This window comes from Nocardia sp. NBC_01503, from assembly GCF_036327755.1.
GTDB lineage: Bacteria > Actinomycetota > Actinomycetes > Mycobacteriales > Mycobacteriaceae > Nocardia.
The window spans coordinates 583599-600786 of sequence record NZ_CP109596.1 but is presented as its reverse complement, the minus strand read 5'-3'; the positions used below and the strand labels follow the sequence as shown (position 1 = coordinate 600786).

Genomic DNA, 17188 nt, shown 5'->3' with positions numbered 1-17188 from the left:
GCCAAATATCGATGGGTGAGCCGAGCATCGGCAACCGCTGGGATACCCCAGTCAAGATTCACGCCGCGTACCGGTACCACTCGCCGGGACACCCGCTTGTCCAGGTGCCACTGGCAGGGGTAGCGGCACCACGCCGCATGGGCTGGGAGAGCGCGGCACCGCCCGGTAGGGTGCGATTCGGGGATCGAGCAGGAGCGGAGAACTGTTGTCCGACAATGACATCGCGGTGACGACCGCGGAGCCCCTGCGCGCCCCCACCCTCGCTGAGTTCGTCCGTGAGCGCCGCACCGGTCCCACCCCGAAGCATCCGGCGGGCCTGACCCGCAAACAGCTGGCCGAGGCCACGCACGCCAGCCTCGGCTATATCGCCAAGATCGAACAGGGTGAGGCGCTCAATCCCGGTCCCGCCATTCTGGATTCGCTCGCCGGAGTGCTCTGCCTGGACCCCGCCGAACGCGTGCACCTCTACCATCTGGCCCAGCAGCGCCCCACGCCGCCGATCCCGGAGCCCTTGCGGCCCGACACGACTGCCGCGCGCATTGTTCGCATCACCCTGGACGCGCTGCTACCGCATATGGCCGCCGCACTCGACGACGGCTGGTACGTAGTGGACTGCAACAGCGCCTTCGACGCGGCCTTCCCGGGCCTGGGCCGCGGTGGGCACGTACTGCGCTGGCTCTTCACCGATCCGCGCGCCCGCATAGTGATAGAGGAGTGGGAGCAGGAGGCCCGGCTCATGGTCGGCCGCTTCCGCGCCTACGCCGCCGATGCCGCCGATCGCGACGAAATCGAGCTGCTGCTGGGCGATCTCGGCGAGCATGCCGATTTCCGACGGCTCTGGGCGGACGCGCATGTGCGGATCGGCCGCCCCGAATCCCAGTTCCGACTGCGAAATCCGCAGACCGCCACCGTCTTCGATGTCATCGTGCAGCGGTATCGCAGCACCACACCGCAGTTCGCGCATCAGCTCTTCATCGGCCTGGTCGACACCGACGCGGCCTGATCACTCCGGCAGTCCGTCCAAAAAGCTCCGGAACAATGCGTTCACCTCGGCGGCATGGGTGAGATTGGGGGACATGGCGGCTCCGGCGATGGTGTGCACCGCCGCCGGAATCCCGAAGGACCGCGCCATCCGCAGTACCTCCGCCGCATCGGTGGTCTGATCCCCGACACCGCGCAGAACCAGCGCGGGACAGTCGATCTCGGCGAGCAGCTCCAAGACCGAATCCCGATTGATCAGGCAGTCCGCCGAGAGCCGGACCCGCGTGCGATCACCCGCCAGCCATTTGTCGCGCCACGGTTGTTTATCGTCATCGGTTCCGCCGACGGTCAACGCCGACACCATTTTGATGATCGGCGTCAGCGGCGCGGTGCCGGCCCAGGCGTCCAGGACCTCGCGATAACCGGGCTTGCGGCGAGCGGGCATGGCATCGGCGGTGGAGCCGATCGCGATCACTCCCCGAGATCGCGGCCGAGCCAGCAGCGCCATTCGGACCGCGGTGAACGCACCGTGTCCGACGCCGCCCACCACCGCGCGCTCGATTCCCAGGTGATCGGCGACCGCCCAGGCGTCGCGTGCCAGGTCCCAATAGCTGAACGGGGTGCCATCGTCCTCGGAGAGTCCGTGCCCGCGCGAATCGATACAGACAATGCGGTAGCGCGGTGCCAGCGCCCGCTGCTGCGGGGCGAAGCTCTCCTGATCCATGAAGAAGCTGTGCCCCAGCAGAACCGGTGGTCCATTCCCTCCCGTATCGGTGTAGTGGATCTTCGCTCCCCCACGAGCTACGAACGGCATCTTCGGACCTTACGACAGTCGCCCGACGGGTAAACCCGACTCCGACTGTGAAATGCAATGCAGTCAGACGCCTGGGCTACCTGCGAAAACCGCTGGCCGCCAGTATTATTCGGGGCTTGTTCGGATCTGCCGCACCGCTTACGCAGCTCCGCTGCGGGTAGCGAAGGCCATGCGTGCCACGCAACGCAGTTGCAACGAATTATGGCCTACCCTGGCGCATTTGGTTCCGAACCTGAGAATTGCTTATGGATCCGAGAGGGTCGGTGCAAACGGCGGTAGGCTTACCTACGAAGGCGGGGCCTTCGGTGTCCCTCATCCGCCGAAGGCCCCGCCCTTCGGCTTTCCGGGAAAATTTCCGAGCCTCACACCCGCCGCAGCCGCGCTGTCAAGCCCTGCCGGGGTGTCAATTAGAATCGCACGGTGACCAGCGCAGCCTCTGAGAACCCGCGTAATCGTGCCGATGCCCTCCCCAAAAGCTGGAACCCCGGCGAGGTGGAGGCCGACCTGTACGAGCGCTGGGTAGCCGCCGGTTACTTCACCGCCGACGCGAGCAGCGCCAAACCCGCGTACTCCATCGTGCTGCCGCCGCCGAATGTCACCGGCACCCTGCATATGGGCCACGCCCTCGACCACACCCTGATGGACCTGCTCACCCGCCGCAAGCGCATGCAGGGCTATGAGGTGCTGTGGCTGCCCGGTATGGATCACGCCGGCATCGCCACCCAATCGGTGGTGGAGAAGCAGCTCGCCGTCGACGGTAAGACCAAGGAAGACTTCGGCCGCGAACTCTTCATCGACAAGGTCTGGGACTGGAAGCGCGAATCCGGCGGCCAGATCCAGGGCCAGATGCGCCGCCTCGGCGACGGCGTCGACTGGAGCCGCGACCGCTTCACCATGGACGACGGACTCTCCCGCGCCGTGCAGACCATCTTCAAGCGCCTCTACGAAGCGGGTCTGATCTACCGCGCCGAGCGCCTGGTGAACTGGTCGCCGGTGCTCGAGACCGGTATCTCCGACCTCGAGGTCGACCATAAAGAGGTCGACGGTGAACTCGTCTCGCTGCGCTACGGCTCACTGAACGACAATGAGCCGCATGTGATCGTGGCCACCACCCGTGTGGAGACCATGCTCGGCGATACCGCGGTGGCGGTGCACCCGGACGACGAGCGATACCAGGCGCTCATCGGCACCACGCTTTATCACCCGATCACCGGCCGCCAGATCCCGATCGTCGCCGACGATTACGTCGACCCCGAATTCGGTTCCGGCGCAGTCAAGATCACCCCCGCACACGACCCCAATGACTTCGAGCTCGGCCTGCGGCACAACCTGCCGATGCCGACCATCATGGACAAGACCGGCAAGATCGCCGACAGCGGAACCGAATTCGACGGTATGGACCGCTTCGAGGCCCGGCTCAAGATCCGCGAACGCCTCGAGGCCGAGGGCCGCGTGACCGGCCGCGTCTACCCGTACAAGCATCAGGTCGGCCACTCCGAGCGCTCCGGCGAGCCCATCGAACCGCGCCTGTCCATGCAGTGGTGGGTCAAGGTCGAGGGCATTGCCAAGGCCGCCGGCGACGCCGTCCGCAACGGCGATGTCAAGATCCATCCGGCCAGCCAGGAACCGCGCTGGTTCGACTGGGTCGACAATATGCACGACTGGAACATCTCCCGGCAGCTGTGGTGGGGCCACCGCATTCCGATCTGGTACGGCCCCGCGGGCGAGATCGTCTGCGTCGGCCCGGACGAGCAGGCCCCCGCGGGTTACGTCCAGGACCCGGACGTCCTGGACACCTGGTTCTCGTCGGGCCTGTGGCCCTTCTCCACCATGGGCTGGCCGGACAGCACCGCCGAGCTCGAGAAGTTCTACCCCACCAGCGTGCTCGTCACCGGTTACGACATCCTGTTCTTCTGGGTCGCCCGCATGATGATGTTCGGCATGTTCGTCTCCGACGATCCGGTGCTCACCACCGGTAAGGACGCCGAACAGAAGCAGGTGCCGTTCCAGGATGTGTTCCTGCACGGCCTGATTCGCGACGAACACGGCAAGAAGATGTCCAAGTCACGCGGCAACGGCATCGACCCGCTGGACTGGATCGACGAATTCGGGGCGGACGCGACCCGATTCACCCTGGCCCGCGGCGCCCAGCCCGGCGGCGACCTCTCGGTCGGCACCGCGCATGTGACCGCCTCGCGCAGCTTCGTCACCAAGCTGTTCAATGCCACCAAGTTCGCGCTCATGAACGGTGCGCAGCCGGGTGAACTGCCCGCCCGCGAAACCCTCACCGATACCGATCGCTGGATCCTGGACCGGCTCGAAGAGGTGCGCGCCGAGGTCGACGCCAGCTTCGACCGCTACGAGTTCGGCAAGGCGTGCGAGGCCCTCTACCACTTCGCCTGGGACGAATTCTGCAGCTGGTACCTGGAATTGGCCAAGGTGCAGTTCGCCGAGTCCGAGGAGCGCGCCGCCAGCACCCGCATCGTGCTGGGCAATGTGCTCGATTCGGTGCTGCGCCTGCTGCACCCGGCCATTCCGTTCGTCACCGAACAGCTGTGGCTGGCGCTCACCGGCGGTGAATCCATCGTGGTCGCGGCCTGGCCGCAGGCCGCCGGCATTGCCACCGACCAGCTTTCGGCCGTCCGCATCGCCGACGCCCAGCGCCTGATCACCGAGATCCGCCGCTTCCGCAGCGATCAGGGCCTGTCCGACAGCCAGAAGGTCGCGGCCAAGCTCATCGGCCTGGACACCGCGGATCTGCTCGCCCAGCAGACCGAGATCACCAATCTGGCCCGCCTCACCGCGCCCGGCGACGATTTCGCCGCCACCGCCGCGGTCGAGGTGCGCCTGAGCGGGGCCACCGTCACCGTCGAGATCGACACCTCCGGGACCGTCGACCTCGAGGCCGAGGCGCGCCGCCTGGAGAAGGATCTCGCCGCCGCTCAGAAGGAGCTCGCGGGCACCACCGGCAAGCTCGGCAACCAGGGCTTCCTGGCCAAGGCCCCGGACGATGTGGTCGCGAAGATCAAGGCGCGCAAGGAGATCGCCGAGTCCGAGGTCGAGCGCATCGGCGCGCGGCTCGCCGAGATCGCGAAGCTGGCGGAGCGCAAGTGAACGACGAACCCGAACGCCAGTACGTCGAAGGCCCCATCACCACCTCCCCGGTGGATCTGGCCGAAATGGCGCTGGTCGAAGCCGAACTCGACAAGCGCTGGCCCGAGACCAAGATCGAGCCCTCGCTGACCCGCATCGCCACCCTCATGGATCTGCTGGGTTCGCCGCAGCACGGCTACCCGGCCATCCATATCGCGGGCACCAATGGCAAGACCTCGGTCACTCGCATGATCGACGCGCTGCTGACCGCTCTGCACCGGCGCACCGGGCGGATCACCAGCCCGCACCTGCAATTGGCGACCGAACGCATCGCCATCGACAACGCGCCCATCACGCCCGGCCAATACGTCGAGCTGTATCGCGAACTGCTGCCCTTCCTCGAGATGGTCGACAAACAGTCCATCGCGGCGGGCGGCCCGGCGCTGAGCAAGTTCGAAGTGCTCACCGCCATGGCCTACGCGAAATTCGCCGAAGCGCCCGTCGATGTCGCGGTCGTCGAGACCGGTATGGGCGGCACCTGGGACGCCACCAATGTCATCGACGGTCAGGTCGCGGTGATCACCCCGATCGGCCTGGACCACACCGACTTCCTCGGCCCGGATCTGGAATCCATCGCGGGGGAGAAGGCCGGAATCATCAAGAAGGCCCCGGCCGACGAACTGGTGCCGCGCGACACCGTCGCGGTCATCGCCGAACAGCAGCCCGAGGTCATGGAGGTGCTGCTGCGCCGCGCCGTCGATATGGATGCCGCTGTGGCGCGGGAAGGTTCGGAGTTCCGGGTGCTCACCCGTCGCGTCGCCATCGGCGGCCAGGTCCTGGAGTTGCAGGGCCTCGGCGGTGTGTACGACGACATCTTCCTGCCGCTGCACGGTGAACACCAGGCCCGCAATGCCGTGCTCGCGCTCGCCGCAGTCGAAGCCTTCTTCGGCGCGGGCGCGTCCCGCCAGCTCGATATCGACGCCATCCGAGCCGGATTCGCCTCCGTGCAGAGCCCCGGTCGGATGGAGCGCATGCGCAGCGCGCCGACCATCTTCATCGATGCCGCGCACAACCCGCACGGCGCGCAGGCCCTCGCGGCAACGCTCACCAGCGAATTCGACTTCCGCAAACTGGTCGGCGTGGTCGCGGTGCTCGGCGATAAGGACGCCGCGGGCATCCTGGACGCCCTCGAACCCATCCTCGACGAGATCGTCGTCACCGAGAACGGTTCGCCCCGAGCCCTTCCCGTCGACGATCTCGCCAACCTCGCCGTCCAGCGCTTCGGCGATGAGCGCGTCGCGGTGGCCAGTGATCTGCCCGACGCCATCGAGACCGCCATCGCCCTCGCCGAAGAGGGTGAGAGTGGCGAACTCGTCTCCGGAGCGGGCATCGTGGTCACCGGATCGGTCGTCACCGCCGGGACGGCCCGCTCACTGTTCGGAAAGGATCCCGCATGAGTGACGAGGTGCCCGCGGGCGTGCCCGAACCCACCACCGACCCGTGGAAGGGCTTCCGCGGGGTCATGGCCGGAACCCTCGTCCTCGAGGCCATCACGGTGCTGCTCGCGCTACCCGTGGTCGGCGCGGTCGGCGGCGGCCTGAAATGGTGGTCCGTCCTCTACCTGGTCGGCCTGGCCGTACTCATGTTCCTGGGCGCGGGCGTCCAGCGCCGCCCGTGGGCCATGCCCTTCAACCTCACCCTGCAAGCCGCCCTGCTGGCGGGCGGTTTCATTCATATCTCCATCGCGGTGATCGGAGTCGTCTTCGCCGCCGTCTGGCTCTTCATCCTCTTTCTGCGCGCGGACGTCCGAAAGCGCATCGAGGCCGGTTTGCTACCCAGTCAGCGGATGTCCGGGGCCTGAAATCGCACCTAACCGGTCATAGCCCGCGTACTGGGTTTTTCCGCAGGCCAACAGGCCAGCTACGCTACCGGCGTGACTGAGCAGACGTTGGTACTCATCAAGCCCGACGGCGTGGCCCGTGGCCTGATCGGGGAGATCATCACCCGAATCGAGCGCAAGGGTCTCAAGATCGCCGCGCTCAAGCAGGTGAATGTCTCCGAAGAGATCGCCGTGGCGCACTACGCCGAGCACCGGGACAAGGCGTTCTTCGGATCGCTGATCGAATTCATCACCTCGGGTCCGGTCGTCGCGGCCGTCCTGGAAGGCCCCCGCGCCATCGCCGCCTTCCGTCAGATCGCCGGCGGCACCGATCCGGTCGAGAAGGCCGTCCCCGGCAGCATCCGTGGCGACTACGCCCTGGAAACCCAGTTCAACCTGGTCCACGGCTCGGACGCGCCGGAATCCGCCAAGCGCGAGATCTCGCTCTGGTTCCCCGAATTCACTCACTGATCAAGTCCCGAACTCGGGGACTCTCGTGCGCCGCTGCGGGGGCAGCGGCGTCATGTGGGATACTGGCAATGGAAGTGGTCACTGCCCGTCACAAGCGGCAGGTGAGTGCCACCTCTGATTGACACCACGGCACGACGGACGATCATCGCTGCCGCCGACGGCTTCAAAGACTCGGTTGTCGGCTCGCACGCTGGATGAACGCTCGTGCTGTGGGGTTGAGCCAAACCACCCAGGCGCCACGTGACCAGTTAGCCCGAACGACGAGAACAAGGTGATAACGGGCACGCGGCGCGCAGACCATTGATCTCGCGCCCGCTGAGGGCGCGAGGCGAAGACAGTGCCCCCGCGTCGGCCGCGTCACTCCTCGGAGGGACGCGCCCGGGGGCCCAAGGAGATTTCGTGGCCGAAAAAGAGCCGCAGGAAGCAACACAGGTGAACGCCGACGGGGAGGCCGCGGACACCATCCGGGCCGCCGAACAGTTGCCGGAACGGATCCGAGTGCACGCACTGGCGAAGCTGCTGGGCACCACCAGCAAACGTATCCTGGCCCACCTGACCGAAATGGGCGCCCAAGCCCGCAGCCCGCAGTCCAGCCTGGACCGCACGGTCGCCGAGACCGTTCGGGACGCCTTCGGACCGCGTTCGGTCGAGCCCCCGGCAACCGTCGACGAGGCCATCATCGCCGGTGACGAACTCGCCGCCGATGAACTGGCCGCCGAAGAGGTCGAGGCCGCCGAGGCCGCCCCCGCGCGCAAGCGCGCTCCCAAACTTTTCACCAGCCCGTTCCAGCAGCCGGAGCTGCCGGTCGAGGAGCCGGTGCTCTATCAGCCGTCCGCGCCCGTCGCCGCACCGCTGTTCCTGTCCCCGGATGTGGCCGCCGCCGAGGAGACCCGCCGCAAGCTGCGCTCCGAGCGCAAGCCCAAGGCCGAGGAGAAGCCGCGCGAGGAGCAGGTCCGCGAGGACAAGCCGCGCGCCGAGAAGGCCAAGGTCGAAGAGCAGGTCCGGGTCGAGACCAAGGCTGTCGAGGAGAAGGCCGCCGAGGAGACCGCCGCCGACGACTCCGAGGACGAGCAGGACTGGGACGGTGACGACGCCCGCGAGCAGCGCGGTGACGGCGCCTCGCGCCGTCGTCGTCGTGGCCGTCGTGGTCGTGGCCGGGGTCGCGGCGAACAGCATCCCGATGACGAGAACGGCGAGATCGATCCCGAGATCGAGGATCAGCTGCGCGCCGATGCCGAGGCCGAAGCCGAGGAGTCCGAGGACGACGCCGATGATTCGGCCGTGCCGGAGGGTTCGAGCAGCCGTCGCCGGCGCCGCCGTCGTCGCCGCAAGGGCGGGGACGACACCGATAACGAGCCCGAGGTGGCGGATGACGATCCGCCGAACACCGTCGTGCACGAGCGCGAGCCGCGCAGCAAGCGCCGCGCCGCCGCGAAGGAGAGCAACCCGGACGAGGTCCAGGGCATCAGCGGTTCGACCCGGCTCGAGGCCAAGCGCCAGCGTCGCCGGGACGGTCGCGAGGCCGGTCGCCGTCGCCCGCCCATCCTGACCGAATCCGAATTCCTGGCTCGTCGCGAATCGGTTGACCGGGTGATGGTGGTGCGGGACAAGCACTTCCCCGATCACCCGACCTCCACCACGCAGGTGGCGGTGCTCGAGGACAGCATTCTGGTCGAGCACTTCGTGACCAGCACCGGTTCGGCGTCCATGGTGGGCAATGTCTACCTGGGCAAGGTGCAGAACGTGCTGCCGTCCATGGAGGCCGCGTTCGTCGATATCGGCCGTGGCCGCAATGGGGTGCTGTACGCGGGCGAGGTGAACTGGGAGGCCGCCGGACTCGGTGGCAGGGAGCGCAAGATCGAGCAGGCGCTCAAGCCCGGTGACACCGTGCTGGTGCAGGTCTCCAAGGATCCGGTGGGGCACAAGGGCGCCCGCCTGACCACGCAGATCAGCCTGGCCGGTCGCTTCCTGGTGTATGTGCCCGGCGGTACCTCCACCGGTATCTCGCGCAAGCTGCCCGATACCGAGCGCAAGCGGCTCAAGGAGATTCTGCGCGATATCGTCCCGCAGGACGCCGGGGTCATCATCCGCACCGCGTCCGAGGGCGTCAGCGAGCCCGAGTTGGCGCGCGATGTCGAACGGCTGCAACAGACTTGGCGCACCATCGAGGAGCAGTCCAAGAACGGCTCCGGTGCGCCCAAGACCCTGTACGAAGAGCCCGACCTGCTGGTCAAGGTGGTTCGCGATCTGTTCAACGAGGACTTCTCCAAGTTGATCATCGAGGGTGAGCGCGCCTGGTCGACGGTGGAGAACTACGTCCGCACCGTCGCCCCGGATCTGCTTGTCCGCGTGGAGAAGTACGACAACAACGGTGTCGACGTCTTCGGCAGCCTGCGCATCGACGAGCAGTTGGCCAAGGCCCTGGACCGCAAGGTGTGGTTGCCCTCGGGTGGCACCCTGGTGATCGATCGCACCGAGGCCATGACGGTCATCGACGTCAATACCGGCAAATTCACCGGTGCGGGCGGCTCCAACCTCGAAGAGACCGTCACCCGGAACAACCTGGAGGCGGCCGAGGAGATCGTCCGCCAGATGCGACTGCGCGATATCGGCGGCATGATCGTCGTCGACTTCATCGATATGGTCCTCGAGTCCAATCGGGATCTGGTGCTGCGCAGGCTGACCGAGGCCCTGGGCCGCGATCGCACGCGTCATCAGGTCTCCGAGGTCACCTCGCTGGGCCTGGTCCAGATGACCCGCAAGAAGCTGGGCACCGGTCTGGTCGAGGCGTTCTCCTCCACCTGTGAGCACTGCCACGGTCGCGGTCTGATCGTGCACAACTACCCCGTCGAATCGGCTCCGGCCGAGGAGGGCGTCGGCCGTCGCGAGGGTTCGCGCCGCCGTCGCAAGGATCGCGGCAACGCGGCTCCCGAAGCGGCTCCGGCCGTGGTCGAGCCCGCCGCCCAGGTGGTCGAGGTGGAGACCACGGAGGGCAAGGAGAAGGCCGCCGCCCGGCGCGCTCATCCGGTCGCGCTCGCCATGGCCGCGCACCATGACGACGATCTGCATCACGACGAGGGCCACGACGACGAGCAGCACGATGTCGCCGATGAGGTGGCGTACGCGCAGCAGGCCCTGGCCGATGCCGCCGTCGCCGGTGCGGAAGCGGTCGCGGAGGCGGCCGCCCACGCCGAGCCGGCGAAGTCGTCCACCAACGGAACCGCCAGGCACACCATCGAATCCGAGGCCGCCGCGGACGCCGTGGTCGAGGAGGAGGCCGATGAGGCCGGCGCCGAGGCAGCGGTGCTGGTGCAGGAGGCTCAGGCGGTCGTCGCCGAACCGGAGGTGACCCAAGAGGTCACCGCACCGCCCGCCCGCCGGGCGGGCCGCCGCCGCGTCGCTCGCGCGGTCACCGCACCGGCCTCCGCCAGCGAGGGCGCGGTCTTCGTGCTCTCCAGCGCGGACCAGCCGCAAACCCCGGGCCTGTCCCTGACCGACCTGGCTCCGGTGGAGGTGACGCCGCGGGCTCGCCCCCGTCGTCGCGCCGCCGGGCGCCCTGCGGGCGCGCCGGAGGGCGAGAACTGACGGGCTGGTTCGACAGCTTCGAATAGTCGTGGCCCCGCCGTTCGACCGGTGGGGCCACGACTATGTTCGAGGCCGCTACTTCTTCGAGGCGCGTGCGGCGAGGTAGGTGCTGACAATGACCATGAGCGCGAATATCAGGGCGATGATCACGGCGGCTACGGGCCAGTTCATGATGTCCTCCAAATACGGCGGAAATGCCGTGCTGAGCTGTGTTCTCACCGTAGGTTCCCGGTCGTCGGAATTCCGGAGCCGTAGGTCCTCGACCACCCGGTCCCAAGTCCTCGATCGGCCGGAACCGAGCTCCGGACCCCGGTTTGGAGGGGCTGAGCATGTCCTGTACTCTTGGACAGTCGCTGCCCCCGGCGACAGTGCTCTGCTGTGCAGCATGATTTCAGCAAATGCGCTGTGAGAACGAGGGTCCGGTTCAAATGTGAACCACAGGCCCGAGGCGGCGGTGAATACCAGACCAGTCATTCGGCGGTTCCCGGTGCAATGCCGGTGGATCAGCCGTGTAGTACTACAGGAAGAAGGGCAGCCGACCGATGGCAACGTACGCAATCGTCAAGACCGGCGGAAAGCAGTACAAGGTCGCGGTTGGTGACCTGGTGAAGGTCGAGAAGATCGAGGGTCTGCCGGGCACTTCCGTGTCGCTGGCGCCGGTGCTGCTGGTTGATGGCGCCGAGCTGACCACCGATGCTGACAAGCTGGCGAAGGTCTCCGTGTCCGCCGAGGTGGTCGAGCAGACCAAGGGCCCGAAGATCCGTATCCACAAGTTCAAGAACAAGACCGGCTACCACAAGCGTCAGGGCCACCGTCAGAAGCTGACGGTCCTGAAGGTCACCGGCATCAAGTAATCCGACTTGGGGTTCGTCACCCCCGGCATGAGCGGTCAGGCCCGGAGGCGGCAGCCTGCGTAACCACGTAGGGCCCCGCTCATGTCGTTAAACACACTGCACGAGGAGTTCTGAAATGGCACATAAGAAGGGTGCATCCAGCTCGCGCAATGGTCGCGATTCGAATGCCCAGCGGCTCGGCGTCAAGCGCTTCGGCGGCCAGGTCGTCAAGTCCGGTGAGATCCTGGTTCGCCAGCGCGGCACGCACTTCCACCCCGGTGTGAATGTCGGCCGTGGCGGCGACGACACCCTGTTCGCCCTCGCGGCGGGCTCGGTGCAGTTCGGCACCAAGCGTGGTCGCAAGACCATCAACATCGTGGTTCCGGAGCCGGTGTCGGCCTGACGCCGCGCTGGAGCTGATCCATACGTCTTTTCCTGAGCGGGTCGGGGTTGGAGAACAACCTCGGCTCGCTTTTGGCGTTCACCCGAGTGTTCGCGGCCGTCTCGGTTCTGGACTGACGGAGCGGGGGAGCGAAGCGGAGGAGCGGAGGAGGGAAGAACCGAGACTTCGGGGCCGTGAACCTGCCCGGCGCGAAGCGCAGGGCAATTGGACAGAGCAGGAGGATGATCACCGATATGTCCAAATTCATCGACCGTGTCGTGCTGCACGTGCGTGCGGGCAAGGGTGGGCACGGATGTTCCTCGGTACGCCGAGAGAAGTTCATGCCCCTGGGCGGCCCCGATGGCGGCAATGGCGGTAATGGCGGGGATGTGATCCTCGAGGTCGACGGCAATGTGCATACGCTGCTGGACTTCCACTTCCACCCGCACGCCAAGGGCGGTAACGGTAAGCCGGGCGAGGGCAACAACCGCAATGGCAAGCAGGGCGAGGGCCTGCTGCTGAAGGTGCCGGACGGCACGGTCGTCATGAGCGCCGACGGTGAGGTGCTGGCCGATCTGGTCGGCGTCGGCACCCAGTTCATCGCCGCGCTCGGTGGCCGCGGTGGGCTCGGTAATGCCGCGCTCGTCTCCAAGGCGCGTAAGGCTCCCGGTTTCGCGCTGCTCGGTGAGGACGGTCAGGAGCGCGAGCTGGTGCTCGAGCTCAAGTCGGTGGCGGATGTGGGCCTGGTGGGCTTCCCGTCGGCCGGTAAGTCGTCGCTGGTTTCGGTGCTCTCGGCGGCCAAGCCGAAGATCGCCGATTACCCGTTCACCACGCTGGTGCCGAATCTCGGTGTGGTGCTTTCGGGCGATACGACCTTCACCGTGGCCGATGTGCCCGGTTTGATTCCGGGCGCGAGCGAGGGCCGCGGCCTGGGTCTGGACTTCCTGCGGCATCTGGAGCGCTGTGCGGTGCTCGCGCACGTTGTGGATTGCGCCACAATGGATCCGGGTCGCGATCCGATCTCCGATGTGGACGCGCTCGAGGCCGAACTCGCCGCGTATCAGCCCGCGCTCAAGGGCGATGAGGGGCTGGGCGATCTGGCGGATCGACCGCGCGTTGTCATCCTCAACAAGGCTGACGTGCCCGACGCCGCCGAGTTGGCCGAGATGGTCACCCCGGAGTTCAAGAAGCGTGGCTGGCCGGTCTTCACCATCTCGGCGGTGAGCCGGGAGGGTCTGCGGCCGTTGACCTTCGCGCTGGCGGAGATGATTCAGCAGTACCGCGAGGCGCATCCCAAGGCCGAGGCCAAGCGGGCGGTCATTCGCCCGGTCGCCAAGGGCGAGGTCGGTTTCAAGATCATCAAGGATGGCGAGATCGAGGGCGGCTTCATCGTCATCGGCGAGCGTCCGGAGCGCTGGGTCGCGCAGACCCAGTTCGACAATGACGAGGCCGTCGGCTTCCTCGCGGACCGCCTGGCGCGGCTCGGTGTGGAGGACGCGCTGGTCAAGCTGGGCGCCGAGCCGGGTTGTTCGGTGACCATCGGCGACTACTGCTTCGACTGGGAGCCGCAGATCTCCGCGGGTGCGGAGACGCTGCTCACCCGCCGCGGTGTCGACGCGCGCCTGGATCAGACCGAGCGCATCGGCGCGGCCGAGCGCAAGCACGCCTCGCGCGCGCGGCGGGGCCTGATCGACGACGAGGGCTGACAGTACGACCGCACCGGGATTCGCGCGAATACCGGTGCGGGTGATAGTGATTCGAGGCGGCGGTACCGTACCGCGGGCGAATTGAGGTGTGGTGCAGGTGAGTTCGAGTATCACGCGGGTGGAGTCGGAGCTGAGCGCGGCCCGGCAGGCCATCGCGACGGCGCGCAGTGTGGTCGTCAAGATCGGCTCCTCGGCGCTGACCAGTCTCGAGGGCGGGCTGGAGACCGAGCGGCTGGACCGCCTGGCCGATGCCGTCGAGGCGCGCATGCGCGCCGGATCCGATGTGGTGGTGGTCTCCTCCGGGGCCATCGGCGCGGGTATCGCACCGCTCGGATTGTCCAGGCGGCCCAAGGATCTGGCCACCAAACAGGCGGCCGCCAGCGTCGGGCAGCTGGCCCTCGCGCACGCCTGGGGCACCTCGTTCTCCCGGTATGACCGCGTGGTCGGTCAGGTCCTGCTCAGCGCGGGCGATTTCGGCCGGCGTGAACATCATCGCAATGCCCAGCGCACCCTGGATCGGCTGCGCTCGCTGCACGCCATCGCCGTGGTGAACGAAAACGACACCGTCGCAACGGAAGAGATCCGCTTCGGCGATAACGACCGCCTGGCCGCGCTGGTAGCGCATCTGGTCGGCGCGGACGCGCTGATCCTGCTGTCGGATGTCGACGGCCTCTACGACGGCGACCCCCGCAAGGGCGCCGCCAACTTCATCCCCGAGGTCCGCAGCAGCGCCGACCTCGACGGTGTGATCGCCGGTAGCGGAGGCGCTTTGGGTACCGGCGGAATGGCCTCCAAGCTCTCCGCCGCCCGCCTGGCCGCCGACGCGGGTGTGCCCGTCCTGCTGGCCGCGGCCTCCGATGCCGCCGCGGCGCTCTCCGGCGCGACCGTGGGTACGGCCTTCGCCGCCCGCCCGGTCCGCCTGTCCGCCCGCAAGTTCTGGGTTCGCCACGCCGCCGACAGCCGCGGCGCGGTCCATATCGACGCGGGCGCGGTCGCGGCGGTGGCCGAACGCCGCCGCTCTCTCCTGGCCGCCGGAATAACCAAGGTCGCGGGCCGCTTCTACGGCGGCGATGTCATCGACCTGATCTCCCCGGACGGTACCGTCGTGGCCCGCGGTGTCGCGGCTTACGACAGTGAAGAACTCGAATCCATGAAAGGCCGTTCCACCGGCGACCTCCCGGAGAACTCCCAGCGCCCCGTCGTCCACGCCGACGACCTGGTCAAGATCTGACGGTCAGGTTCAGGCGGCGGCGGTGCGCAGGCTTTCGGCCAGTTCCAGGAAGATGAAGACGTTCGGGATGGCGTTGGTCGTCGTCTTCGCCAGCGAGAACCATTCTCCGGCAACGCGAATCGAGATGTAGCCCTTGTCCACCCGGATCTCCTGGACTTCGCTCCAGGAGACCGAGCGGCCGTGTGCTCGAATATGGCTGCGGCTCAGGGCGATCGACGCGAACTCCAGGGTCTTACCGGCTTCGATATCGGCGACGGCGCGGGGGAGTTGGGCGGCGGCGACCCGGCGCTGGATCTCCGGTCCCCATTGTTCCGGGCCGGTGAAGTCGCCGGTGACCAGGTAGCTGGTGCCGGAGGGATCGGTGAGTTGGTAGCGGTGGATCCAGGAGACGCCCGTCTCCGTGCCGTACATCTTGTGCGAGACGCGGGTGAGGTCCTGCAATACCGATACCGTGTCCCAACGGAATACGTGCGTCTCGTCACCGCTCTGCACCACGGTCCCGGGCTCGTACAGGCTCAATTGCGCGTCGCGGAATCGCGAACCGGTGTTCTGGCTGCCGACGTACTTGACCCGTGCCGCCGTATGCCGTGGCGAACTGATGAACTTCCGCAGCCACACCAGTCCGGCGACGCCGAGGAAGAGCACCGCGACCGCCAGCGCGCTCCCCGCGCCGTCGGTGATGAAGCTGGCAGTAACGATGACCCCGAGAATGGCCAGCGGTATCCCGTAGAGCAGTGAAACGCTGAAAGTGCCTGCGCCGAGGTCGAGTACGAGGGTGGTCTCGTCGGCGGGGCGGGTCTGCATGGCGTAGGCGAATCCGGCCAGGTTGGTCTCGCCGACGAGTCGCCGGACTCGCAATCCCGCCAGCTCCGCGGCTTCGAGGGTGGCCCGGCGTTCGGCCTCGCCGTAGTGGGCGGGCATGGACAGCACCACATCGGTGACCTCCGCACCGAGTGCGGCCTGGGCATCGCGTTTGAGTTTGCGAAGTACGCAGGCGGTGATTTGCGGTGCGGTGTAGGTCGTTCCGTGGTTGGTGAAGCGCCAGTCGGTGCCGAGGTGGCGGCGCACGGCGGTGGCGGTTCGCTCGGGATGCCGGATGGCGCGATCGGCGGCCTTTTGCCCGACGATCACCGAGCCGTCGTCATTGAATCCCACGACGGACGGGGTGTATTGCGCGCCTTGGGCGTTGGCCGGTATGCGGGTCGCCCGTTCTCCAGCACGCAGACGACGGACTTCGAGGTCTCCAGATCGATCCCCACCACGCGCGTCATCCAACTACCCCCTGTGCGGTGGGAAAGCGCGCGCCCTCCCACCGGTCCTGCCGGTGATCATGTGCGAAAGCGACTGTGCCATAGATCCGAATCGGCCGACAGCGCGAGTGGTGAGGGCGTTATTCACCGACCGGTTGGTCGCATATACCGCATTTTCGAGCGTGTCGGCACGGCGCGGCGACCGAGGGGCACCGGAAGGCCATGGAAAGGGCAGTGGGCGGGACAGCTTTGCGGAGCATCCTGGAACTTGCACCCGGCGCCGCATCGTAGATGTGCCCTTCGCCGATAGCGGTCGCCAGGATCCGGCGCGGTCCGCCCTTGCCGCGCCGGGCTCGCGGTCCGGTGACCGCCCGCGGCGCCGGGTGCGCCCGCACCGCCGTGGAGGTAGGTATGTACATACCGCAACCGGACGACACCCAGTTGTCGTGGGCGAGTGGCCGTGACAATGTCTTCGTACACCGCCCCCTATTACCCGACTGGCACGAATTGCTGGCCGCCTTCTGCGGTCACATCGGTGACCAGTCCGATGACCATCCGGTCACCCGCTGGGCTCGTGGCCTGGCCGAATTGCATTTGGAGCGCCGTGCGGAGCGTGGCGATCCGGGCGCGGCCGATACGCGCGCGGTGGATGAGCGCCGCGCCCAGACGGTCACTTTCATCGACGAGTGGGTGGCGAGACGGGCGCGTCGGAGGGGAACGCGCGCCGAATCCCTCGGTTCCCTCATCGATTCGATGGCCGCCGCGCACGTGCACGCGATACATCTACTGCGAACGGTGGACCGGGTATCGGATGAACAGGTACACGCGGCCTGGTACGACCTGGCCGAACTGGCCGCCGGATGGACGGATCGTGCCGCGAACGTCCTAGGCGCACAGCAACGAAGAGCTCCCGCCGCCTCTCCGGGCATTCAGCGCCCGGCCTGAGGAGGTGGACAGTCCCAT

Annotated in this window: 14 protein-coding genes; 11 read left to right on the top strand and 3 right to left on the bottom strand. The window is 67.3% G+C overall.

Features of this window, described 5'->3' with window-relative positions:
* The first annotated feature begins 205 nt into the window (after window positions 1-205).
* A complete protein-coding gene (locus OHB26_RS02690; RefSeq protein WP_330182648.1) occupies window positions 206-1003 on the top strand; it encodes an MmyB family transcriptional regulator in 798 nt (265 codons plus the stop codon).
* Here OHB26_RS02690 and OHB26_RS02685 read toward each other — a convergent pair whose 3' ends face one another.
* The gene (locus tag OHB26_RS02685; RefSeq protein ID WP_330182647.1) at window positions 1004-1795 is read right to left on the bottom strand and encodes an alpha/beta fold hydrolase; all 792 of its coding nucleotides are present in this window, start codon (window positions 1793-1795) and stop codon (window positions 1004-1006) included.
* Window positions 1796-2215: 420 nt separating this feature from the next.
* Here OHB26_RS02685 and OHB26_RS02680 point away from each other — a divergent pair, with 420 nt between their 5' ends.
* The 5 genes from OHB26_RS02680 (at window position 2216) to OHB26_RS02660 (ending at window position 10823) form a co-directional block, all read left to right on the top strand.
* Complete coding sequence (locus OHB26_RS02680; RefSeq protein WP_330182646.1) at window positions 2216-4909, top strand: valine--tRNA ligase; 2694 nt, start codon at window positions 2216-2218, stop codon at window positions 4907-4909.
* Between the two features lie 65 nt (window positions 4910-4974).
* Window positions 4975-6345, top strand: a complete 1371-nt coding sequence (folC, locus tag OHB26_RS02675) for a bifunctional tetrahydrofolate synthase/dihydrofolate synthase (RefSeq protein ID WP_330185472.1) — start codon at window positions 4975-4977, stop codon at window positions 6343-6345.
* Complete coding sequence (locus OHB26_RS02670) at window positions 6342-6749, top strand: DUF4233 domain-containing protein (protein WP_330182645.1); 408 nt, start codon at window positions 6342-6344, stop codon at window positions 6747-6749. Before folC ends, OHB26_RS02670 begins: the two co-directional genes overlap by 4 nt.
* A 72-nt stretch (window positions 6750-6821) precedes the next feature.
* Window positions 6822-7238, top strand: coding sequence for a nucleoside-diphosphate kinase (gene ndk, locus OHB26_RS02665; RefSeq protein WP_330182644.1), 417 nt, complete (start codon window positions 6822-6824; stop codon window positions 7236-7238).
* A 399-nt stretch (window positions 7239-7637) separates the two neighbouring features.
* The gene (locus tag OHB26_RS02660) at window positions 7638-10823 is read left to right on the top strand and encodes a translation initiation factor IF-2 N-terminal domain-containing protein (protein ID WP_442942843.1); all 3186 of its coding nucleotides are present in this window, start codon (window positions 7638-7640) and stop codon (window positions 10821-10823) included.
* A 75-nt stretch (window positions 10824-10898) separates the two neighbouring features.
* Here OHB26_RS02660 and OHB26_RS02655 read toward each other — a convergent pair whose 3' ends face one another.
* A complete protein-coding gene (locus tag OHB26_RS02655) occupies window positions 10899-11042 on the bottom strand; it encodes a hypothetical protein (protein ID WP_330182643.1) in 144 nt (47 codons plus the stop codon).
* A gap of 323 nt (window positions 11043-11365) precedes the next feature.
* Between OHB26_RS02655 and rplU the strand changes: the two genes are divergently transcribed.
* The 4 genes from rplU to proB all read left to right on the top strand — a co-directional run bounded on the left by rplU (window position 11366) and on the right by proB (window position 14975).
* Window positions 11366-11677, top strand: a complete 312-nt coding sequence (rplU, locus tag OHB26_RS02650) for a 50S ribosomal protein L21 (RefSeq protein WP_067568881.1) — start codon at window positions 11366-11368, stop codon at window positions 11675-11677.
* A 115-nt stretch (window positions 11678-11792) separates the two neighbouring features.
* Entirely contained in the window at window positions 11793-12059 is a 267-nt protein-coding gene (rpmA, locus tag OHB26_RS02645) for a 50S ribosomal protein L27 (RefSeq protein ID WP_153806057.1), read from the top strand.
* A gap of 233 nt (window positions 12060-12292) precedes the next feature.
* Window positions 12293-13744 (top strand): GTPase ObgE, encoded by a 1452-nt coding sequence (gene obgE, locus OHB26_RS02640; RefSeq protein ID WP_330182642.1) that lies wholly within the window; start codon window positions 12293-12295, stop codon window positions 13742-13744.
* A 130-nt stretch (window positions 13745-13874) separates the two neighbouring features.
* The gene (gene proB, locus OHB26_RS02635) at window positions 13875-14975 is read left to right on the top strand and encodes a glutamate 5-kinase (RefSeq protein WP_330185470.1); all 1101 of its coding nucleotides are present in this window, start codon (window positions 13875-13877) and stop codon (window positions 14973-14975) included.
* Window positions 14976-14984: 9 nt separating this feature from the next.
* On the opposite strand, the gene OHB26_RS02630 is transcribed toward proB, so the two are convergent.
* Window positions 14985-16250 carry a DUF6585 family protein gene (locus OHB26_RS02630; protein ID WP_330182641.1) on the bottom strand — a complete coding sequence of 422 codons (1266 nt, stop codon included), beginning with the start codon at window positions 16248-16250 and terminating at the stop codon, window positions 14985-14987.
* A gap of 386 nt (window positions 16251-16636) precedes the next feature.
* Here OHB26_RS02630 and OHB26_RS02625 point away from each other — a divergent pair, with 386 nt between their 5' ends.
* Window positions 16637-17170 (top strand): DUF4254 domain-containing protein, encoded by a 534-nt coding sequence (locus OHB26_RS02625; RefSeq protein WP_330182640.1) that lies wholly within the window; start codon window positions 16637-16639, stop codon window positions 17168-17170.
* The last annotated feature ends 18 nt before the right edge of the window (window positions 17171-17188 follow it).

Bases quoted from the DNA above. Each gene is read 5' to 3' on its own strand.
- OHB26_RS02685 (WP_330182647.1), bottom strand. From the start codon at position 1,795: ATGCCGTTCGTAGCTCGTGGGGGAGCGAAGATCCACTACACCGATACG.
- folC (WP_330185472.1), top strand. From the start codon at position 4,975: ATGGCGCTGGTCGAAGCCGAACTCGACAAGCGCTGGCCCGAGACCAAG.
- OHB26_RS02670 (WP_330182645.1), top strand. From the start codon at position 6,342: ATGAGTGACGAGGTGCCCGCGGGCGTGCCCGAACCCACCACCGACCCG.
- rplU (WP_067568881.1), top strand. From the start codon at position 11,366: ATGGCAACGTACGCAATCGTCAAGACCGGCGGAAAGCAGTACAAGGTC.
- rpmA (WP_153806057.1), top strand. From the start codon at position 11,793: ATGGCACATAAGAAGGGTGCATCCAGCTCGCGCAATGGTCGCGATTCG.
- obgE (WP_330182642.1), top strand. From the start codon at position 12,293: ATGTCCAAATTCATCGACCGTGTCGTGCTGCACGTGCGTGCGGGCAAG.
- OHB26_RS02625 (WP_330182640.1), top strand. From the start codon at position 16,637: ATGTACATACCGCAACCGGACGACACCCAGTTGTCGTGGGCGAGTGGC.